16 protein-coding genes are annotated in these 21,123 nt (G+C 43.8%); 5 read left to right on the forward strand and 11 right to left on the reverse strand.

What is annotated here, in order from left to right; all coding sequences use genetic code 11:
- Window positions 1–9 precede the first annotated feature (9 nt).
- On the reverse strand, window positions 10–1,845 hold the full coding sequence (locus LJ707_RS04235) for a DUF1080 domain-containing protein (RefSeq protein WP_228949546.1): 1,836 nt from the start codon (window positions 1,843–1,845) through the stop codon (window positions 10–12).
- Window positions 1,846–2,136: 291 nt separating this feature from the next.
- Here LJ707_RS04235 and LJ707_RS04240 point away from each other — a divergent pair, with 291 nt between their 5' ends.
- Window positions 2,137–2,514, forward strand: coding sequence for an RNA-binding protein (locus LJ707_RS04240; RefSeq protein WP_228949547.1), 378 nt, complete (start codon window positions 2,137–2,139; stop codon window positions 2,512–2,514).
- 56 nt (window positions 2,515–2,570) lie between these two features.
- On the opposite strand, the gene LJ707_RS04245 is transcribed toward LJ707_RS04240, so the two are convergent.
- Window positions 2,571–3,383 carry a carboxypeptidase-like regulatory domain-containing protein gene (locus LJ707_RS04245; protein WP_228949548.1) on the reverse strand — a complete coding sequence of 271 codons (813 nt, stop codon included), beginning with the start codon at window positions 3,381–3,383 and terminating at the stop codon, window positions 2,571–2,573.
- A gap of 8 nt (window positions 3,384–3,391) precedes the next feature.
- Window positions 3,392–4,270, reverse strand: a complete 879-nt coding sequence (locus tag LJ707_RS04250) for a YitT family protein (protein ID WP_228949549.1) — start codon at window positions 4,268–4,270, stop codon at window positions 3,392–3,394.
- Between the two features lie 79 nt (window positions 4,271–4,349).
- Between LJ707_RS04250 and LJ707_RS04255 the strand changes: the two genes are divergently transcribed.
- Window positions 4,350–4,823, forward strand: coding sequence for a DUF4920 domain-containing protein (locus LJ707_RS04255; RefSeq protein WP_228949550.1), 474 nt, complete (start codon window positions 4,350–4,352; stop codon window positions 4,821–4,823).
- Window positions 4,824–5,445: 622 nt separating this feature from the next.
- Here LJ707_RS04255 and LJ707_RS04260 read toward each other — a convergent pair.
- From LJ707_RS04260 to LJ707_RS04275, 4 genes are read right to left on the reverse strand one after another with little or no spacing between them, the layout of a single operon-like run.
- Window positions 5,446–6,702, reverse strand: coding sequence for an aspartate kinase (locus tag LJ707_RS04260; RefSeq protein WP_228949551.1), 1,257 nt, complete (start codon window positions 6,700–6,702; stop codon window positions 5,446–5,448).
- 3 nt (window positions 6,703–6,705) lie between these two features.
- Entirely contained in the window at window positions 6,706–7,518 is an 813-nt protein-coding gene (locus tag LJ707_RS04265; protein WP_228949552.1) for a DUF3298 and DUF4163 domain-containing protein, read from the reverse strand.
- 13 nt (window positions 7,519–7,531) lie between these two features.
- Window positions 7,532–7,999 carry a GNAT family N-acetyltransferase gene (locus LJ707_RS04270; RefSeq protein ID WP_228949553.1) on the reverse strand — a complete coding sequence of 156 codons (468 nt, stop codon included), beginning with the start codon at window positions 7,997–7,999 and terminating at the stop codon, window positions 7,532–7,534.
- Between the two features lie 3 nt (window positions 8,000–8,002).
- Complete coding sequence (locus tag LJ707_RS04275) at window positions 8,003–8,692, reverse strand: YggS family pyridoxal phosphate-dependent enzyme (protein ID WP_228949554.1); 690 nt, start codon at window positions 8,690–8,692, stop codon at window positions 8,003–8,005.
- A gap of 42 nt (window positions 8,693–8,734) precedes the next feature.
- Between LJ707_RS04275 and LJ707_RS04280 the strand changes: the two genes are divergently transcribed.
- The gene (locus LJ707_RS04280) at window positions 8,735–9,217 is read left to right on the forward strand and encodes a DUF4296 domain-containing protein (protein ID WP_228949555.1); all 483 of its coding nucleotides are present in this window, start codon (window positions 8,735–8,737) and stop codon (window positions 9,215–9,217) included.
- Window positions 9,201–11,561, forward strand: coding sequence for an endonuclease MutS2 (locus tag LJ707_RS04285; protein WP_228949556.1), 2,361 nt, complete (start codon window positions 9,201–9,203; stop codon window positions 11,559–11,561). The genes LJ707_RS04280 and LJ707_RS04285 overlap by 17 nt, the downstream gene beginning before the upstream one ends.
- A gap of 125 nt (window positions 11,562–11,686) precedes the next feature.
- Here LJ707_RS04285 and LJ707_RS04290 read toward each other — a convergent pair whose 3' ends face one another.
- The 3 genes from LJ707_RS04290 to LJ707_RS04300 all read right to left on the reverse strand — a co-directional run bounded on the left by LJ707_RS04290 (window position 11,687) and on the right by LJ707_RS04300 (window position 18,588).
- Window positions 11,687–14,005 (reverse strand): alpha-L-rhamnosidase, encoded by a 2,319-nt coding sequence (locus LJ707_RS04290; RefSeq protein WP_228949557.1) that lies wholly within the window; start codon window positions 14,003–14,005, stop codon window positions 11,687–11,689.
- A 111-nt stretch (window positions 14,006–14,116) separates the two neighbouring features.
- The gene (locus LJ707_RS04295; protein WP_228949558.1) at window positions 14,117–16,141 is read right to left on the reverse strand and encodes a glycoside hydrolase family 127 protein; all 2,025 of its coding nucleotides are present in this window, start codon (window positions 16,139–16,141) and stop codon (window positions 14,117–14,119) included.
- A gap of 5 nt (window positions 16,142–16,146) precedes the next feature.
- Window positions 16,147–18,588, reverse strand: coding sequence for an alpha-L-arabinofuranosidase C-terminal domain-containing protein (locus LJ707_RS04300; protein ID WP_228949559.1), 2,442 nt, complete (start codon window positions 18,586–18,588; stop codon window positions 16,147–16,149).
- 107 nt (window positions 18,589–18,695) lie between these two features.
- On the opposite strand from LJ707_RS04300, the gene LJ707_RS04305 reads away from it, so the two are divergent.
- Window positions 18,696–19,550 (forward strand): AraC family transcriptional regulator, encoded by an 855-nt coding sequence (locus LJ707_RS04305; RefSeq protein ID WP_228949560.1) that lies wholly within the window; start codon window positions 18,696–18,698, stop codon window positions 19,548–19,550.
- Between the two features lie 55 nt (window positions 19,551–19,605).
- Here the strand turns inward: LJ707_RS04305 and LJ707_RS04310 are convergent, their stop codons facing one another.
- The gene (locus LJ707_RS04310) at window positions 19,606–21,117 is read right to left on the reverse strand and encodes a family 43 glycosylhydrolase (protein ID WP_228949561.1); all 1,512 of its coding nucleotides are present in this window, start codon (window positions 21,115–21,117) and stop codon (window positions 19,606–19,608) included.
- Between the last annotated feature and the right edge of the window lie 6 nt (window positions 21,118–21,123).

Raw genomic sequence — 21,123 nt, forward strand, 5'->3', positions numbered from 1 at the left:
TTTCAGTTATTAAAAAAGTATGGAATAGGTTACTTTTTTGCCTATAGGCAGTATCAGCTCCTTTTTACCCCCGCTATCGCGAATGATGGGTTTAGCATTTTCATCATTCAGGTGCAGGTAATAAGCCTTATCGTTAACATAATACCAGCCTTTGCCTATGTTTTCTACCTTATCGGCCGCTAATAAGCGCAGGTATAATTTATCTTTGGGCTCGGCAAGTTCAATGGTACGCTCAATGCCGTGGCCACCATCCAGCACGGTGGTTTCATCAGTTACCTGTGTGCCGTAAATGGTATATTTAAAGGTGGGCTGCTTATCCTTATCCAGTTTATATCCGCCTGGTTTAAATCCGGTACCTGCGGTGTCAATCTGCCATGGGCTTCCGGCATTATCAAGCTTTTCTATAGCAGGCATAGCGCTGCCAAATTGCAGGGCATAACCCGTAGCGCGTGATGAACCGTCGCCACGCTCGTGCCACATGGGGGTTGCATCTAAAAAGCCGCCGCGCCATAGTTGCACCAGCATACCGTTATCAGCATCGTAAGTATAATGTACCTGGGCGCTGCTGCCTATGTTAATGGCGTGAGTAACGCGTTTACCATCATTCAGATCGATAAAACAACGCAGTAAAGAGTTTTTACCTGTTACGTTGATGAGTATCGGGTCTATCATATCATTTGATACTACGTTGGCATCGCTCAGCAAGGCTTCGCGCACGCCAGGACCGGAAACAGATAGGGCAAGCGCGGGCTTTGCCCAGTCAACCACCTTGGCATAATACAGATCAAAGGGCGTTGTACCTTCCTTTAATGTGATCTTACCGGTACCGTTATTATCACTCAACGGCACAGCAATAGTATTGGCTACACGCAAAACACCGCTGCCGCCGGGTACACTCAGGTTAAAAGTATACTCACCGGGTTCGGTAACTTTTATATCTCCGGTATAGTGTATCAGGAAATCATTTTGCAGTGTGCTTACGTTTGATGATAGCAGTACCGATGTGCCTTTCGCCTCGGGTTTAGCCGTTTTATAATCTGGCTCGCCATCAAATTTCCCTTTGTAAACCGCGTAAGCTAAATTCAATAATTCAGGGCGTGGTTTGTTAAAAACGGTGTAGCTAATATTGCGGAACGCTACCGAACCATGATCGCCCTGCAAGCGTAACGGCCCCAAGGCAGCTTCCTGCAGGGTAAGCGCGCCGCGTGTCGGGCCTGAAAGTTCAACATCCTCCTGTATCTTGATGCCGTTTAGTTCAACCAGCAATACACGTGCGTTAGCCGTCTTTTTTCCGGCAGCATCAAATTTAGATGCCTGGAATGATATTTTTATGTGTTGCCACAAACCCGGTGCCCTGGTTACATTCTGCCTTGGGGCATGGCCTTCATAACCTTTTTGCCCTTCGGGTTTGGCATCATCCCAACGCTCGTAAATACCGCCGTTATCTCTTGCCTTAACATCAGTTACACCCCAGCTATCGGCCAACTGTATCTCATATAATCCTTGCAAGTAAATGCCCGAGTTTGATCCCCTTGCCATCATATAATCCATCTCCAGATCAAGATCGCCGTGCTGCAGGTTAAACAAAATATCCTGACCCGGTTTTTTATCGTCGGACAGGTTAACCAGCACGCCCGATCCTTTAGTCACACGAACGCTATTTGGTTTATCGGGTTCCATAAATACGTCGCCGGCAATTTGCCAGCTTTTGGAGGGCTTAAAGGCCGACAGATCAGTTAGCGGCAGCTTGTTGAGCTGTCCATCCGTTTGTGCCCGGGCAGTTAATGCGCCACATAACCACACGGCCATGTGCACACCCCATATAATGCGTTTGCTTTTATTCATTTGGTTTATAATGTTTTGTGCTGTAGGCCTACTGCAATCGATTGCTTAATATAATACAGCAATTCGTTTGCTATAAAATTGATCTTAATTATTCATAAGGCATTGTATAATTTTAACCTTTGTTTGTATTATCTTAACCATTAAAGCGATTACGAATTTATTTAAATGCGCAATAAAATGTATTAATATATATTGATAAATATTTATTGGCAAACAAATACCTACTTAACGGTATTTACGTTTTGGTAACTAATACATATATTTGAACTTACATCTACTCATTTTAAAAAAATGGTCAAACTATTTATTGGCGGGCACCCGCTAAATATGGATGAGCTGCAACTGGTGCAGCTTGTTAGCCCCTACGGCCAGGTAGCTACTATTAAAATGGTGCGCGACAGGCAAACCAAAAAATCAAAAGGATATTCATTTTTAGAGATTACTGATACTGAAGGTGCTGAACGTATTATGGAAGCACTGCAAGGTACTCCCTATGGCGATAAGGAATTAAAGATAAACATTGTTCCGCCGGAGGAGGCAGCACCTGCCAGAAGGCCACAGAGGCCGGGAGGTTTCAGAGCACCTACCTATGCCAAAGTTGAGCGCCATGGTTCATCATCCTACGGTAATGATGGCAACAAGCCAAAACGTCCGCGTAAGCAATTCTAATAATCCGGGAGATAATAAAAAAAATATTAAAGAGCCGTACCTAAAGTGCGGCTTTTTTAGTATTCAACCTGAACATTAAACCCTAAACCGCCAACGCCTACCCTCTCCCAACGGGCCTGGCTGGTTTCGCGCCAGATGAAGGGACCGCTCAAAAAGCTCGATGAGAACATAACACCACCACGGGCTGATTGTATCCACTCCAAACTTACCAAAAAATCATCCTCAACATAAATATTGTACGGCTCAAGGTCAATGCTGATCTGTTCATCGTTCTTGCGAACCGTGACAAAAATATTCTGATGCTGCAATACCTGATCGGGTATGCCGTTTTTAATGCTATAAAAATTAAGCCTCATTTTAACCGAATCAACCGGGCCGGAAGATATGGAAGCATTAAACCGTTTAATGAATGTTGGTGAACCCTTAATTTTAATAATGCGCCCCAGCTCATGGCCAAGCCTGCTACTTGAAAAACCCGAGTTGGATGATTTTGACTTGGTAGTATTACCTAATGTAGCCGTTTTCCACTTTTTAGGTTTAACGGTTACTTCTTTAAGCTTGATATTGTCTGGCTCGAGCTGTATAGCCTTGCCTTGATAATTTGCCGAAAAGACAGATGATAATAACAATTTAGGCTGATAACCGATCATTGATATTTTAACCGTATCGTTTGTATTACCTTTCAGATCGATTTTGTAGCGACCGTTATCATCTGTTACGGTACCGGTTGCCTTACCTGCTATGCCTATATTAACATATGGCAGCGGCTGCCCGGTTTTAGCATCGGCAACAGTACCCTCAATTACCTGTGCGTATAATATATCGCAGCTTAAAATTAATAGTAAGGTGAAGGCATATTTTATCATCATAAAGTAGCTTAATGCAATCCTTTCCTTTTTAACAGGCCTCCGGTAGTATCTTCAATACTTTGCTGTACAATAAAGGCTTTAGGGTCTATCTCCAAAATCACCTGCTTTATTGAGGGTACCTCAAGGCGTGTGGCTACGGTAAAAACTATATCGCGGGTATCATTGATTTCGCCATCTTTACCGTAACCGCTTTTGCCCTGGTAAATGGTAACACCACGACCAAGCTGATTGGTAATAATACGGCGTATAAGCTCGCTTTTGGTTGATATTACGGTGATGCCTGTGTATTGCTCCAAACCATTAAGTATTACATCGATCATTTTTGATGCCGCCAGGTAGGTAAGAATGGAATATAAGGCAGATTCTACGCCTAAAAACTTAGCGGCTGTAATAAATATAACCACATTAAAAATCAGGATAACATCATTCACCTTAACTACCTGGGCTTTTTTACTTACCAGCAGCGCGGCTATCTCGGTACCATCAAGCACGGCACCTCCCCTGATGGCCAGCGCTATGCCTACACCTATGAACAAGCCACCAAAAACTGCCGTAAGCAACTTATCTGATGTAACATCAGGTACATTGATAAAGGCCAGCGCTAATGAAAGCCCGGCAATAGCGGCCGTACTCTTTATAGCGAAAAGTGTACCCAGTTTGTTATAACCCAGCCACAAAAACGGCACATTAATAACAAATATGAGTATAGCGATGGGTATGCCAAATATATTAGACAATAACATGGAAATACCGGTTACGCCACCATCAATAAAATGGCTTGATAACAGGAATCCTTTAAGCCCGAAAGTTGCAGAGATAATACCGAGAATAATGAGAATGGTATTGTTGATAATGGCCCTTTTGGAGAAGGTTGACATTTTCTTCATTCCCAAATATACCTTTTTTAGGCCTAAAAGCCATTCCTAAATTTTGTTACCTTTGTATTAAACTATTTACTAAGCATTTATGAAAACATTGTTATTACTTGTAGCGAGCTTGTTTATTACCGCTGCAAGCTTTGCGCAAGACGAGATCACACCGGCCGCGCCGGGCGTAACCTATGGCGATAAAATTACCGCCGCCAACTCCATAGCTTTAACGGAATTAAACACCAAACTGGCAAAAGACTCGGTTTACAAAGGCAAAATTACCGGCAAGGTGGTTGAAGTTTGTAAAAAGAAAGGGTGCTTTATGACGCTTACCCAACCAAATGGCGGCCCTATTATGGTACGCTTTACGGATTATGCTTTTTTTATGCCGCAAAACATAGTAGGTAAAACTGTTGTGGTTGACGGTACCGCTAAAGTAAAAACAGTTAGCGTTGAACGTTTACAACATTTTGCCGCCGATGCCGGTAAAAGCAAAGAAGAAATAGCCAAAATAACCAAGCCTAAAAAAGACATCCAAATAATGGCTGATGGCGTACTGGTGATGGATTAATCACTCAAAACACATATAAAAATGCCCGGTATGATAATGTACCGGGCATTTTTGTTAGCTACCATTTCCAGTTAAGTTCTGTAATATACTTTAAGCCATTTTTATTACAGATATCTGTGAGCTCATTTTTCAGATTATCAAATCTATCTGTGGTTTTCGGAACTATTATGGCGATTCCGCCTATTAAATTTATGAATATATGTGAGCCTGTTTCACTTATATAGCTCAATCCTGTAAAGTTTAACTTGGTCTCAGAGTACGAGTTTGCTATTTCAAAGTGATCGGCAAGTATCTCTATCTTTCTTATCGCTACATCTTTAGTATACTGATCTTTAATGTATTTTTTATACTGGCTTATATAATGTGCTTTTTGATAGCGTGGATAAAATAATAAAGTAACAAATCCTGTAATACCAAAACATATACCAAGCTATAAATTTTCTAACAGGTATAAACCTATAGCAAGCCCGAAAAACGCAATAGATAACCATATCCAACTACCATTCATTGCTGTTTAGTTGTTTTACTTTTCGACGCTTTATAAAGTGAATAGGCTAAAAAATCATCTTCATTTAATGATAAAGTATACTGCATAAGGTTTGGTTATAATAAATTGTTAAAATTATTTAAGCACTAACTGTACTGTATTCCGGCTCTGCTGCTCAAGCAACAGTTCCTTACCGGCTATGTATGGCTCAATTGAACTATCCTTGTAGTGCCTTAAAGTGAGCAGGCTAAGCCCATCATTATATTTCACTTTAAAATCCCGTTTCAAATCATTTAACAATCCCTCGAATCGATCGGTGTTCATATCGATACATATTGAAAAACTCAGTGCCGAAGTTTGCAACACATTGGTTTTTACCAGATGCTTGGCAAATATGGCGAATATGCCACTCAGGTGATGCTCGGTAATAAAGGAATAATCCTTGGTAGAAATAGATACTAATACCTGGTTATTCTTTACAATAACAACCGGTTTTTCAAACACCGGCAACACACCTTCCTTTATTACAGTACCCGGCGCATCAGGCTGGTTAAATGATTTTACCAATAGCGGTATACCGGCGTTTTGCAGTGGCTTTATGGTTTTAGGGTGGATAACCGTGGCGCCGTAATACGTCATCTCAATGGCCTCGTTGTAACTCAGTTCATCAAACTTTACCGTATCAGCAAACAGTTTAGGGTCGGCATTTAAAATGCCGGGTACATCTTTCCAGGTAGTAACCGATTCAGCCTTCAGACACGATGCAAATATGGATGCCGTATAATCCGATCCCTCACGACCGAGCGTAGTTGTAAAATTCTCTGATGTACCTCCCAAAAAGCCCTGGGTAACTACCAACCCTTTTTGCAGTAAAGGCGGCAAGCCCCGCTCAATTTCTTCGCAGGTTTTTTGCCAGTCTACCACGCCTTCGCGGTAGGTATTATCGGTGTGTATGTAACTGCGTACATCAAGCCATTTACTTGTAAGGCCAATGGCGTTAAGGTAAGCGTTAATTATGCGGGTTGATACCAGCTCGCCGATAGATACGATCTGATCATAAATAAAATCAAAATCATCATGCGGTTCATCCTCTATCATCCAGTCTATCTCAACAAAGGTATTCTGTATATCATCAAACACCGGATGGCCGGGCTCAAACAGCCGGCTTAAAATATTAAAATGATGGCTTTTAATATCCTCATAAACCTGGTGCATATCATCATGCTGCCCAACATAAGCACGGGTAAGGGCTTCGAGCGCATTTGTGGTTTTACCCATGGCCGAAACCACGATAAGCAATTGCCCGCCGCTATACTGTTTAACTATGTTACCCAGGTTTATGATGCCCTCAGCATCTTTTACAGAAGCACCTCCGAATTTAAATACAAGCATTTATTATTTAACGAATTGTGTTATTACGGTATTAGGCCGTAACAGCGGTTTAATTTGCGCGTAAGGTATCAGCAACTCAGTTTGCCCCGCGGCGTAAGGCTTAATCTCGTATTGATTATACAAAAACCGTAACCCTACAGGCGTTACCATAAAGTTGCTGTTAAGTGCGAATTTGTTACTCTCAAAAAAGTAATTTGTTGCCAGCGATGCCGTATCGCTCAGCTTCTCATCCTTGCGGAATATTTTTTCGGCTATGGCAGTTAATTTAGGGCCGTATCCGTCAACCAGCAGATCATCCAGCGTCAGATCCTTATTGGCCTTTGTATCCCAATTAATAAACACCGTAGTGCTGCCGCCATGCGCCCCACCCTGAAATATGTAACCGCCAACTTCAATGGCTACCAAATTTGTATCCTGATGAATTACGCTGGCGTGGCTATCCATCTCAAAGTACATTTTGGTATCCGGATTTTCTTTTTTAAACGTTTCGTAATCACCTAAAAAGCGTTTGGCGTAAGCATTCAAACTACTATCAGCCTTGCCATCATAAGCGAACAGTACCAGCAGCTTATGCGTTACACTATCATTAAGCTTTTGCTGCCCTGTAAATTCAGGGTACGTTACCTCGAAATGCGTGCAGGTGCTGTCAGCTTTATCGCCGCAATCCGCCGCGCGCTGCTGTATGGTTTTATAGGTATATTTAAGTGTATCCCTGTAAATGGCATCTTTTTGTTCAACATGATCATCTGCCCAGTGGCATGATGCCAAAGTGGTAAGCAGAGCCGCAATTACAGTAAGGTTTTGTAATGTTTTCATGCCGGTAATAACCTTAAAAGCTAAGTAATTGTTCTTTACTTAATGACGCGTTGAGCCAGCCGGCCTCAATAGCAGCGTTGTATTTATTATAAAAATTAATGGCAGGTTCGTTCCAGTCAAGCACCTGCCAGCTCATGCCATTAAAGCCCAACGCTTGTGCTTCCTGTACAATACGGTCAAACAAAAGCTTACCCAGGCCACGGCCGCGCATGGTTTCGGTAACGTAAAAATCTTCCAGATACAAGCGGCAGCCTTTCCAGGTAGAAAAACGAATATAATACAAAGCAAAGCCTACTATTAATCCATCTATTTCTGCCACATAAGCCTTCCATACCGGTTTAGCGCCAAAGCCCGCCTCTTCCAGCTCCTGCAAGGTAATGGTCACTTCCTGGGGCGCACGTTCATAAATGGCCAGCTCATTAACCAACTCTAAAATTCGGCGGCAATCATCTTTAACGGCAACTCGTAAATTCAGGTTCATGGCTTAATTGTTTTTCCAGTGTTTAATAACGCGGTTGCCAAAAATGGTACTGCCCAATCTTATAAGGGTACTGCCCTGCTCAATGGCTATCTTATAGTCTGACGACATACCCATTGACAGTACATTAAAGCTTTCCTCCTTACGGAAGTACGTTAGCTTGATGCCATCAAACAGCGTATGCAACTCGTAAAACTCTTCATTTATCTGCTTCTCGCTGTCGGTATTGGTAGCTATGCCCATCAGGCCGCGTATGCGTATATTTTTCAATTCGCTATATTCAGGCGAACGCAACAACTCGATCAACTCATCATATTGCAGGCCGAATTTTGTTTCCTCATCGGCAATGTAAACCTGCAACAGGCAGTCAATCACACGCTTATTTTTTAGTGCCTGTTTATTGATCTCCTGTAAAAGCTTCAAACTGTCAACCGATTCAATAAGACTGATAAATGGTGCTATATATTTTACCTTATTGGTTTGCAGGTGGCCAATCAGGTGCCACTCAATATCTTTGGGCAATTGCTCATACTTTTCGGCAAGCTCCTGCACATTGTTTTCCCCAAATAAACGCTGCCCGGCATTATAAGCTTCCATAATATCTTCAGCGGGTTTTGTTTTTGATACGGCCAGCAATGCAACATTTATGGCATCGGTTTCGTTTTTTAAAGCGCGTATGTTATCTGCAATGCTCATATTTATACGTAATTTTGCTCAATTAAGCCGCTAAATTAAATAATGCGTAAATATATAATCCTGTTTTTTTCAGCTTTAGCTGTTTTTTGTTCCTGCGGTGATAATACACCCGATGGTATACTTGACGAAAAAAGGATGGCCGATGTGCTTGTAGATGTACATATTGCCAACGGTACCATGTTCATGATACCAAGTATACCCGACAGTTTGTATAAATACGGCCTGGGCAAATACCTGCTGGTGTTTAAAAAGCATGGTACCGATTCGGCACAGTTTACCCGCAGCTATAAGTACTACACCAGGGATGTAGAAAAATTAGTAGCCATTTATGACGTTGTGAACAAAGGGCTTCAAAAAAAATCAGACTCGCTGAACAAAATATATTTAAAACAGCAGCAGCAACCACAAAAAATAAAACCGGAAAACCCTAAACCGGTACAAGTTACCGGCCCTGCCAAACCACGGCCAAACAAGCTGGTAAAGGATACAGTAAAAAGGATAAAGAGGAATGTTATACCCAAATAACAGTGCTGATAAGCTCGGCTTTAACGAGATAAAGGAACTGATAAAAGCACATTGCCTGAGTACTATGGGCCGCCAAATGGTGGACAAGATACAGGTGATGAACAATTACGATAATATTAAAAAGTTTTTAAGCCAGGCCGCTGAGTTTAAAAACATACTCACCAATGATGCCGCCCTGCCTATTCAGCATTTTTTTGATATAAAAACGCTGGCTAACAAGGCGCGTATTGAGGGCGCGTTTTTAAGCGAGGAAGAATTTTACCAGGTGCAGGCATCGCTATCGACAGTGTTTGCGGTGATAGCTTATTTTAACGAGCGTGAGGGGCAATACCCTAACCTGGAAGCTTTATTTGAGCACTTACCTATCGAGAAATCGATACTGAAAAAGATAGGACTGGTAATTGACGAAAAGGGAAAGATAAGACCCAATGCTTCGCGAGATTTGATGGACATTACCAGCTCAATAGCAAAAGCCGAGCAGGAAGCACGCCGTAAAATAGACCAGATATTTAAAAGTGCCGCGGCTAATAACTGGACTGCAGACGGATCACTCACCGTGCGCGACGGCCGCCTGTGTATCCCGCTGCTGGCCGAAAACAAACGCAAGCTGAAAGGCTTTGTGCATGATGAATCGGCATCGGGACAAACTGTTTATATGGAGCCTGAGGAAGTGTTTACACTGAACAACCGCGTGCGCGACCTTGAATTTGAGCGCCGACGTGAGATTGTAAAAATACTCACCCAACTTACTGATGAGTTGCGGCCTTATGTGCCATTGCTGCTATCATACCACGGCCTGCTTACCAAGCTTGATTTTGTGCGTGCTAAAGCCCTGTTTGCTATTGACATTGATGGCTCGCTGCCGGAGGTTACTAATGATGCTACCATAAAATTGGTGAACGCCCGTCATCCGCTATTATACCTTAGCTTTAAAAAGGAACAACGCACGGTAGTACCCCTTAATGTTAACATTGATGAAGGCGCAAGGGTGATCGTTGTATCAGGCCCGAACGCCGGCGGCAAGTCGGTATGTATGAAAACGGTTGGTTTACTGCTGATGATGGTACAGGCGGGTTTGCTTATCCCTGCTGATGATACCAGCCGCATGGGCGTATTCAAGCAGTTGTTTGTTGATATAGGCGATGATCAATCCATCGAAAGTGATTTGAGTACCTACAGCGCCCACCTGTCAAAAATGAAATACTTTGCCGAAAATGCCAACGGCAAAACCATGATACTGATAGACGAGTTTGGTACCGGTACCGACCCGCAATTTGGCGGTCCTATTGCCGAGGCTGTGCTTGAATCGCTCAACCAAAAAAAGGTGAAGGGCATGGTTACCACCCACTACTCCAACCTTAAAATATTCGCCAGCAATACCGAGGGTTTAGAGAATGCCTCAATGCTGTTCAATAATGTGGAGATGAAACCGCTTTACATACTGGAGGTTGGTAAACCCGGTAGTTCGTACGCTTTTGAGATAGCGCAAAAAATAGGGCTGCCAACACATGTGCTCAACCTGGCCAAAAACAAAATAAGCGCCGGGCAAAAAAAGGTGGATACTTTGCTGGTTGATCTGGAACGCGAAAAAAAAGAGATATATGATACCCGCATAAAGCTGAACAGCCAGCAACAAAAAGTAAATACTTTGCTGGCCGAGAATGCCAAGTTGCAGGAGTATCTGGAAGAAAATAAAAAGAACCTGATACGTGAGGCCAAACAGCAGGCACAAAGCATCATACTAAATGCCAATAAGCTGGTTGAGAATACCATTGCCGAAATAAAAAGCAGCAATGCCGATAAGGAAAAAACCAAGGCCCTCCGCGATAATTTGACGGTAGAGCTTAAAAAGAATACTGTTAAAACCGAGCCTGCCAAACCGGCGGCCAACAATGAGGAGATACAAAAAGGTGATTGGGTAAAACTAACCGACTCTGAAACCACAGGCCAGGTTATCGAGATCAATAAGGATAATGTGGTGATAGCTATTGGCGATCTGCGTACCGTTGTTAAGCGCAAGCGGGTACAAAAGGTGTCGAGCTCATCAGTACCCAAGGAGATCAGGCGCAGGTCAGCATCAAGCGTGGGCGACTATTCGAGTTTTAGTCCGGAGATCGATGTACGCGGTATGCGCGGCGAAGAAGCCCTGTATACCATCGAAAAAATGCTCGACCGCGCTTTAATGATGAGCGTTAACAGCATTAAGATACTCCACGGTAAAGGCGACGGCATTTTGCGCAAACTGATACGCGATTACCTAAAAAAGTACGATCAGGTTGACCGGATGGAGGATGAACACGCCGACCGCGGCGGCGATGGTATCACTTATGTTTATTTGAGGTAATGGTATTTTATAATGTCATTTCGAAGCGGTAGCGAGAAATCTGTCTGCGTTCATAGCAAAGCGACAGATTTCTCCTCATACCTCGTCGAAATGACATCTGTTTTAACCAAGTATCGCCACTCTAATTATCTTGTGTAAGTATAGGTACCTGCTGATACATTATACGTTTTATAATCTTTACCGGCAGCATCAGGCACGTTCACTTCGGCAGTGGTGCCTTTTGGTACAGTCACCTTTAGGGTGAGTTTGCCGTTCTCTATCTTCCAATCGCTGCTAATAGCGCCGTTCACGCTGTTAAAGCTGGCCTTGGCCCAGGTAAGCTTGCCGCCAATAATGGGTTTGATAATGATCTTTTTATAACCCGGCTCGGCAGCCTGTATACCGGTGATGTTTTTGTACATCCAGTTACCTATGGCACCATAAGCATAATGGTTAAAGCTGTTCATCACGGTAGTTTGGAATTCGCCATCAGGTTTTATGCCATCCCAGCGCTCCCAGATAGTAGTAGCGCCTTTTTTTACAGGGTATAACCAGCTCGGGAAGGTATCCTGTAAAAGCAGCGTGTAAGATAAATCAGCATATCCGTTTTTGCTTAAAACATGGCACAGGTATGGTGTGCCCACAAAACCCGTAGTTAAGTGGTTATTATATAAAGCCACATTTTCGGCAAGGTAAGCCGCTGCTTTTTTGCGTGGCTCACCCTCGGGCAGCATATCAAATTGCAGCGCCAATACATAAGCGGTTTGCGTGTTCGACATCAGCCTGCCGCTACCCGTAACATACTCTTTATTAAAAGCGTCCTTCAGGCGTTTTAACAGGGCCTCATACCGGGTAACATCATCTGTTTTACCTAATACTTTGGCCGAATTTATTAATAACTGGGTTGAGTAGGCAAAAAAGCATTGTGCTATCTGGTACTTATCAGTAATAGCCTCGGTGCCATCATCATTACCCGGACGGTAGCTCAGCCAATCGCCATAATGAAAACCGTAATGGTACAGGTTATCCTTATTAGTATGGCTTTCCATGTAACCTATCCACTTTTTCATGCTCTCGTATTGGTTTACCAGTATCTGCTTATCGCCATAAACCTCATACATCTCCCAGGGCACAATAGTAGCCACATCTCCCCAGCCGGTTGAACCGAACTCCCAGTTGCCCAGCACATTAGGCACTACGTGCGATATCGCCCCATCCTCACGCTGATCGGCAGCAACATCCTTTAACCATTTGGTAAAAAATTGCTTAACGTTAAAGTTATAAGCCGCTGTGCTAAAAAACGCCTGCGCGTCGCCTGTCCAGCCCAGGCGCTCATCGCGCTGAGGGCAATCTGTCGGCACATCTAAAAAGTTACCGCGCTGCCCCCAGGTAATGTTATGCTGCAATTGGTTAAGCAATGGGTTTGAGCATTCAAAGGTACCGGTAGGTTTCATGTCAGAGTACAGTGCAACCGCTGTAAAATTCTCCGGTGTTATCTCTCCCGGGTAACCTTCTATCTTTATGTACCTGAAACCATAAAAAGTAAAATGTGGTTCAAAGGTTTCGCCGGCGGCATCGCCATTTAAAGTATAATTGGCCGTGGCCTTTGCAACACGCAGGTTAGCGGTATAAAAATTACCTTCCCTATCCAATACCTCGGCATGTTGTATGGTAATATGATCGCCGGATTTGCCCTTGGCTTTAACCATTACCCAGCCAACCAGATTCTGTCCAAAATCTATCACCTTTTCGCCTTTTGGCGTGGTCAGTATCTTTACAGGCTTAAATGTTTCGTGCTTTTTAACCGTTTCATTTTCTGTAGGTATAAGGTTATCGTTATTAAAAGTAGCCACGGCAACCGGTTTCCAGGCAGCATCGTTAAATGCCACGTTGTCCCAATTCTTTTGAGTAAGGGTATGATCTACAGCCTCCCCATCATATATCTCGTTTCCCTGAATTTCACCATTGGCGGTTTTCCAGGTATTATTTGTGCTGATGGTTTCTTTACTTCCATCAGTATAAACCACACGCAGCTCTGCTAATAACCCCAGTTTTTTACCCCAATGGTTTTTATTATCGCCCCAGCCTAAACTGCTCCTGCTCCAGCCGTTGCCTACTGCTACACCAACAGCATTTTTACCTTTGGTAATAAGTGCCTTTACATCATACTGCTGGTATTGCAGGCGTTTGTAATAGCTTGTCCAACCCGGGGTAAGGTAACTATCGCCTACACGTTTACCATTAATACGGGCCTCATACATGCCATGTGAGGTGATGAATAAGGTGGCCGACTTTATTTTCTTTTTAAGATCAAAAGTGGTACGATAGTATTGAGCCGGGCGGTTTGGAGCTTCATCGGTTGATGTTTCGATCCAACTGGCTGTCCAGTTAGCCTGGTTTTGCTGGGCATGTAATACTTGTTGCGAGCTAAGCATTAATAACAATGCAGCTAAGGTTTTTCTCATCAGTTTATTGCAATGGTTTATAATCTGCTAATTTATGTGATCTGAAATTATAACCATCACGAACTGTCTGATGTAAAAAATCATTATTATATGATGTTGATAGTCGCTTGGCTATCTACCTGCCCTGCCGGCATCACTAAGCCACACCTTGTAAGCATGATCGCCACGGTTACCAAGTGCGAAAAATGGAATGGCCGTAAACTGTATTTTATTATTTGTTGCGTGTGCTTCAATCACATTTACGCCGCCAAGTAACCGCGGTTTATTTACTCCCTGCAATAAGGTTTCTTTAGTAATACTGATGTTTTTTATATCGGTGTTATCGTTACCTTCCAACGCGTAAACCAGCGGGCCGGCGGCAATAGCCAATTTGTTCTCAATTGTTTTTACCTGCTTATTAGGCTCAACCAGGCGTGGCTCAACAGGCAGGCTAAGCTCAATACGGTCGCCCTTCTTCCATTGGCGGTTGATAACCGCGTAGCCTTTCTCTATGTTCAACGGTTCATCATTACCGTTTAGCTTTAACGTTACCTTGCCCTTAGTGGCTGATGTGTACAACCCGTACGGATTTTCGTTACCCTGCGCCCAACCCGGTACGCGTACCCTCACTGCAAAATTTTGTGCCGATTCGGGGTCAACTGTTAACTCTACCCGGCCCTTCCAGGGGTACGCGGTTGTTTGCTTTATGCTGATGTTCTTATTTTTCAGCTTGAATTTGGCTGTACTGCCGATGAAAAGGTTTACATAAATATCCTTATCATTCTGCGCGTAAATATAACCTGGCAGCGCTCCTGCCATTTTCAATAACATGGGCGGACAGCACGGGCAGCTATGCCAAACCCAGCGCGGATGTTTATCAGCAACCAGCGGATTTTCATAATGATAATGTGTGCCATCAAGCGACAGGCCCGATAGGATGTTATTGTACAAAGCCCGTTCAAACAGATCCATATATTTACCATCGGCCTGTAACTCATTCATGCGCTGACTGAAGAATGCTCCGCCAATTGAAGCACAGGTTTCAAGGTATGCCGATTCGGGCAGAAAATAATCGTCGCCAAATTTTTCATCATTGGCAATAGCACCCTGCCCGCCGGTGATGAACGTACGTTTACCGGCCATGTTATCCCAATATCTGTTTGCTACGCTGATGTAACGGGCATCGTTGGTATGTTCAGCCATGGCCACAATGGCTGTACCCAGCAGGGTTGCGCGCACGGCATGCCCTTCAATAGTTTGCTGATCAAATACCGGTTTATCATCCTGGTTATAAGCGCCGAATGTTTCACGTTTTCGTGAGCCATCGGCATCGGCAAAAACACCACGTTTTTCAACCCAGTATTTAGCTAAAGCAAAATAGTCATCAGCCTTTACCGGGGCATTCACCTGTTTTTGCACCGTCGGGTTATTTTTAAACAGTAAATACATTTTAAAAAAAGCTTCCTCTGGCCCGGCATGGCCCGGTATCACGTTCAGCCTGGGGGCATTACCCATAACCTTGCTCATGTAATTGGCCATTTTAACCGCGACGGTGAGCAGCTTGGTTTTGCCCGTAGCCTGGTAATAATGTACGCCGGCTTCAACCAGCATACCCGCGTTGTACATATCGTGCTGCCAGCGGTCGTCGCCGCCATTGGTACCCCAGCGTTGATTCGGGCGGTTGAGGGTAGTATATGTGTTGATATAGCCATCCTTATCGGCAGCCTGTGCGGCAGCAATACGGTCAATGTATGCATCTATCTTTTGCTCCAACTTTTTATCCGGATAAGCCACCAGCAGATCGGCCGCGCCGCGTATGGTTTCGTAAACCAGGCCGTCATACCAGGGCGGGCCATCGCTGGTGCCGATATTGGTTTTACCCTGCGCCACACGGTCAAAATTCAAAAAGGCGTTGCGGGTACGACCCATCTCCTTTTTTTCTTTAATGATATCCTCGCGGTCGGGCTCGTACTTACCTTCCAGTTTATTAAAAACATCATAAACGGTAACGGTATGCCAAACCTTTAACTTTGGCGACCAAAAAGCATCCTTCACCTGCACATCGCGCAGGTTAATCGGCTTTATAATTTGCGTTTTTTGTGCTGATACTGATAAGGTAAAAGCACCCGCTATTAGTAGCGAAATATATTTTTTCATACTGTTTATTTTTCAAACCGGAGGATGGTATACGACCCCGCCGGAAGTTCATAATTGATGGTATTGCCCGGCATATTGCTCCGGGTGATTGTAGTGCTTATTAGTTCAGGTTTTGCCGGCGTATTCACATCGCTTAGCTTACCACTCATTTGTGTGATGGTAGCCTCAGCCTTTCGGCCATCAAAGCCGCTTAACTGCAAACTTGCCGATATCGGCTTTTCGGCAGGGTTTACAATATGGATCACCAGTTGGCGGCCATCCTCGCTGCGTGTGGCGGTAACATCAATATCTCCCACGGTACCTGATTTTACAAGCAGTGGCTGATGGTTAGCCGATGCCATTTGCTGCGAATAAAAAGGCGGCATGCCCCAAACCTGTAAAGGCGTAAAGAATATCTGCCCCTGATCCCACCCATTATCATTTTGCCCGAAAGGCTGCAATGCATTTGCCGGGCAAGAGGTAAGCACAAACTCACCATGACGGCGCACCGCGTTAAGCGTGGTGGCATGGCCAAGCGCACGGCTAACATCGTGCCGCCCGCCATTCTCCTCAAAAATAGCGCATTTCATTTTGGTTTGCGGGTCCCACTGCTTAAACAGTTGCTCCATACGGGTAAGGGTGCTATCCACTTTTGAGCCTGAGCGTGGCGCATCGGCATCGGTATGCAAATCCCAGTAATCAGCTTTACTATTAAGTGCCTTAAATACCCGCGCCATATTTGGAGATTCAGGCCGCCACCAAGCCGATTGGATAAACTTTATACTTGCGTCCTTAGCACGCATGGCATCATACAACAAGTTGAAACGCTCAACGTAATGATCGTACTCCGATGCTACATCGCCATTAAATATTACTTCTTCGTTGCCTATCTCAAAGTATTTAACCTTGTACGGCGCCGGGTGGCCGTTTTGCGCACGGCGCTTGCCCCATTCGGTATTGGCATCGCCTTTCAGGTATTCCACCAGGTCGGCGGCATCCTGTGGCGTTTCCTCTATATTAATGGCGAATGCGGCCTCAAAACCTGCCGCTTCGCAAAACTGTAAAAACTCCTCAATACCAAAACCATTGGTTGAATATGGATACCAGTGGCCGGTATATGGCGGACGCTTATCACGCGGACCGATCATATTTTTCCACCGATAGCCCGCCGCGTTTACCATGGTTCCGCCATAGCGTAAAAAGTTAAGCCCTTGTTGCTGCATCTTTGTAGCGATGTCGGCACGCAGTGGCAAGCCTTTAAATTGTTCATCGGCACAAACCAAAGTAGCCTGATCCATCCATAATTTGCCTTTGTTATTTATAGAGATAACAAAGCGGGCTTTAGCATCGGTATGATTTGGTTTGAGGTTGAATTCGTATCGTTTCCAATCAGCAGTGATGCCTTTTAACTGGGTCGTAGCGTAAGTAGTTTTGCCATCGGTGCTCTGCAAACTAAGGGTTACATTACCTTGCAAACCAATACCTTTTAAGTAAACGCTACCTTGATAATTCAGATTGCTACGTAAGCCTATCCCCCACCTGTTAAGCCCTTTGTTAGCTACACCGATAATACCATTGCCGCCATTATGCACCAGCACTTGCGCCTGTTTACCATTATAAGCATCGGTACCATCTAATTGATAAGTGCCAGTGCGGGTTGTATTCACAGCATCCCAAACACTGCTTACCTGCAACTGTGGCGCGGAGTTAAATTTCTCGTTAACAGTTATGCCATTATGCGTGATAGAGAACCGGCTGAATGTAACATCAGATCCAAAAGTTCGCAGAGCTATCCTGCCCGGTTTTAGGGATGAATTGTTATCAGCCAATACAGCTACCGGCTTAGTAGAATTATTCACATATATATCGAATGCCCCTCCTTTGGCAACTACTTTCAGCTTGATCCAGTCGTTAGGGTTTATGTTGATCTTTATTTCCTTTATTGGTGTCCAGTTATCGGTGTGTTTGCCTAAAACAAGCATTTGCCTCTGCGGGTCAATGCTTACCTCATAACCGTCAAAACTATCGGCGCCGGCGCGGGCGTTGTTTACATTAATCAGCAACCCGGCATTGCCACTGCGCTCATTGCTGAATTTCAGGGATACCTGGGCGTTATATTCGGCTGGCAATGCTTTGTTCAATAACAGCTTATAACCCGGCCCGGCCTTTACGCTTACCTGTTCACCATTTGCCGCCCAAATGCCGCCCAAAGTTGTAAACCCAGTTATTACAGCGCTTGCAGGCGGTTCTTCAAAGCTTTCGCCGTAAATACGCTGACCGTATAACCCGCCATAAATTTCATGGTTAACATCCTCAATACAGGCGCCATATAATCCCGCCGGAATGCGGTTCAGTACAGTTGAAGCATCAACCATAATTTTTGCCTGCTGCCCAAACACTAACACAGGCAACAGCAATACGCCGGCAATACAGGTAAAACGGTTTAAAGTAAATATTTTTAAAGACATAGATAGTGTTAAAATATTTTTATAATTGTTAACTGTGTACAAAAATGATAGCCTGTGCCGGTAAAAGCCTACACCTTATTGCCCAATATTAACACCATATTGACCAAATGGAACTATTTGAGGAGAAAATACTATTAAACGACCGCCTTTTTGTTGCCAAAGAGGAGCATTTTCCGTTCAACGATTTTCCGTTGCATATCCATCCGGAGTATGAGTTGATCTACATTTTGAAGAGCAGCGGCACCCGTTACGTAGGCGATCATATTGACCTTTTTCATGCCCGTGAACTGTGCCTTTTTGGCCCCAACCTGCCGCATACGTTTTATAACAAACACCTGCCTGCTGACCGTGAGGTGCACCAATTTGTGATACAATTTAATGAGGATTTTTTAGGTTCCGGCTTTTTTGACAGGCCGCAGTTCAATGCTATAAAATCCCTATTCAAATCATCTCTTAACGGCATCAGGTTCAGCCAAAAAACAATGGATGAGGTTGATAACAGGATAAGGGCATTGGTTTGTGATGACGAAGCACAAGCCGTTGCCGGATTGATCAGCGTGCTGGCCACGTTAGCCAGGGCTGATGATTTTGAGGTTCTGGCTTCGCAGCGGCAAACATCATCAAGCATAAAAAAAGATACTGCCCGCATGAACCGCATTTACCACTATCTGCTTGATAATTTTAAAGAGGAAATAACAGTACAACGAATGGCTGCCATGGCCAATTTATCAGTACCGGCATTTTGCCGGTACTTTAAGGCCCATACCCGCAAAACGCTGTCGGATTTTATTAATGAGCTGCGCATAAACTATGCCTGCCAGTTGCTGCAACTAAATGATAAAACCATATCGCAGATATGCTTTGAAAGCGGCTACAACAACATATCCTATTTCAACAGGCAGTTTAAAAGCATTACGGGCACATCGCCATTAGCGTTTAAAAAGAAAACCTCACAATATTAAACAAGCCGAAATATTTATCACTTCGGCTTGCTCAATAATTGCTTTAAGCAGATAATTACTTTGAAAATTCAATATTAAAATCATCAAATTCCGCATTAATTGATGATGAGCCTTTGTAATGTAAGCCAATGCGCGGGCTCCTGTCCCACTGTGGTAAATAGCTTGCGGATACCGGTTTTGTTAGCGGCAAGGCCAGCCAGCCCTTCGTGTTAGCTTTATAATAAAAGGTGCAGTTGTGCTGCACATCAACCTTAATTTTTAAACCGATACCTTTAGCGGCGGCAACCTGTATGGCCCTTGCCTGTTCCCATTTTCCTTCACGTACACGCCAGCATATTATGCTATCGCCTTTTATACCTATACCTAAAGCCGCGTTGGCATCGCCATAATAGGCAAGGCCTTTTAATTCGTTATTTTTATTTACAATGTTTACCGATGCCTCAAAGGTTGATGAATAAGGGCGCAAAGCCAGCACTACGCCGGTATTATTATCCTGCGTGGTGGCACCGCTTAGTTGCAGTATGCCTTTAAATTGCAGGTAACGGGGCACGCTGTGCCTGAAATCCCATTGCCAGTATTTGGCGAGGCTCATACCGGTAAAGGTATCTGTAATGTTTGTTTTAACGGCAGGTATATCCGTTGCGGGTTTAAATACAGGCCAGTCTGACCTGTTCTTAAAACTCACTTCAGATATTAAACCTTCTCTTCCGGTAAAAACTGTATTGTCTTTATTATAAGCATGATGAACATAAAAATATTTACCGGCAGCATTGGTTACAAAGGTACCGTGCCCCATACATTTCCATTTATCGTTTTGAAAAAGTACAGGGTTATTGTTGTACAGTTCATAAGGTCCTTTAAAATTGATTGACCGTACTACACGTACATTATAACTGCAATCAATACCGCAGCAATTACCTGCCGAGTAAAACAGGTAATAGTACTTACCTATCTTTAAAATGCTTTGCCCTTCAAGGCCAATACGGGGTGTATCTTTCAGCATTGAAAAAGTTTCTCCCTCAAGACGCAAACCATCAGCAGATAGCCTGCTGCCAAGTATCTCGATAGGCCTGTCATCCAAACCATATGCCTTAAAGGTGATGTAAAGCTGCCCCTTATCGCGAAACAAAAAAGCGTCGATAGCTTCCTTACCAAAAGCAACCACCACACCCTGATCTTTAAACCCATGATCCGGATATTTTGAGGTGGCTACACCTATACATGATATACCGTCGGATTTACGGCGGGCGGTATAATAAATATAATAGGTATCTTTTATCTTATAATACTCAGGTGCCCAGAACGAGCCTGATATCCATTCAGGAGTTTGATCAAACACATAGCCTGTTTGAACCCAGTCTTTTAAATTTTTAGATTGATAAATAGGATAATGAGGTGCCCACTCGGATGATGTGGCTACAGAATAATAAGTATTACCAACCCTTATAACTGATGGATCGGCATAATCACCGGGTATGGCAGCCGGTGTTTGTGCCATGCAGGTGGCCGTAATAAATAATGGCGCAAACAGCAGCATTAATGCTTTTTTAAGTAAAGAATAGTTCATAAGCAA

The sequence above is a fragment of the Mucilaginibacter sp. UR6-1 genome, from assembly GCF_020880975.1.
Taxonomy (GTDB): domain Bacteria; phylum Bacteroidota; class Bacteroidia; order Sphingobacteriales; family Sphingobacteriaceae; genus Mucilaginibacter.

Coding starts and splice junctions, on each gene's coding strand:
- LJ707_RS04290 (WP_228949557.1), bottom strand. CDS start 14,005: ATGAGAAAAACCTTAGCTGCATTGTTATTAATGCTTAGCTCGCAACAA.
- LJ707_RS04300 (WP_228949559.1), bottom strand. CDS start 18,588: ATGTCTTTAAAAATATTTACTTTAAACCGTTTTACCTGTATTGCCGGC.
- LJ707_RS04245 (WP_228949548.1), bottom strand. CDS start 3,383: ATGATGATAAAATATGCCTTCACCTTACTATTAATTTTAAGCTGCGAT.
- LJ707_RS04250 (WP_228949549.1), bottom strand. CDS start 4,270: ATGAAGAAAATGTCAACCTTCTCCAAAAGGGCCATTATCAACAATACC.
- LJ707_RS04285 (WP_228949556.1), top strand. CDS start 9,201: ATGTTATACCCAAATAACAGTGCTGATAAGCTCGGCTTTAACGAGATA.
- LJ707_RS04240 (WP_228949547.1), top strand. CDS start 2,137: ATGGTCAAACTATTTATTGGCGGGCACCCGCTAAATATGGATGAGCTG.
- LJ707_RS04270 (WP_228949553.1), bottom strand. CDS start 7,999: ATGAACCTGAATTTACGAGTTGCCGTTAAAGATGATTGCCGCCGAATT.
- LJ707_RS04310 (WP_228949561.1), bottom strand. CDS start 21,117: ATGAACTATTCTTTACTTAAAAAAGCATTAATGCTGCTGTTTGCGCCA.
- LJ707_RS04260 (WP_228949551.1), bottom strand. CDS start 6,702: ATGCTTGTATTTAAATTCGGAGGTGCTTCTGTAAAAGATGCTGAGGGC.
- LJ707_RS04275 (WP_228949554.1), bottom strand. CDS start 8,692: ATGAGCATTGCAGATAACATACGCGCTTTAAAAAACGAAACCGATGCC.
- LJ707_RS04305 (WP_228949560.1), top strand. CDS start 18,696: ATGGAACTATTTGAGGAGAAAATACTATTAAACGACCGCCTTTTTGTT.
- LJ707_RS04280 (WP_228949555.1), top strand. CDS start 8,735: ATGCGTAAATATATAATCCTGTTTTTTTCAGCTTTAGCTGTTTTTTGT.
- LJ707_RS04295 (WP_228949558.1), bottom strand. CDS start 16,141: ATGAAAAAATATATTTCGCTACTAATAGCGGGTGCTTTTACCTTATCA.
- LJ707_RS04265 (WP_228949552.1), bottom strand. CDS start 7,518: ATGAAAACATTACAAAACCTTACTGTAATTGCGGCTCTGCTTACCACT.
- LJ707_RS04235 (WP_228949546.1), bottom strand. CDS start 1,845: ATGAATAAAAGCAAACGCATTATATGGGGTGTGCACATGGCCGTGTGG.
- LJ707_RS04255 (WP_228949550.1), top strand. CDS start 4,350: ATGAAAACATTGTTATTACTTGTAGCGAGCTTGTTTATTACCGCTGCA.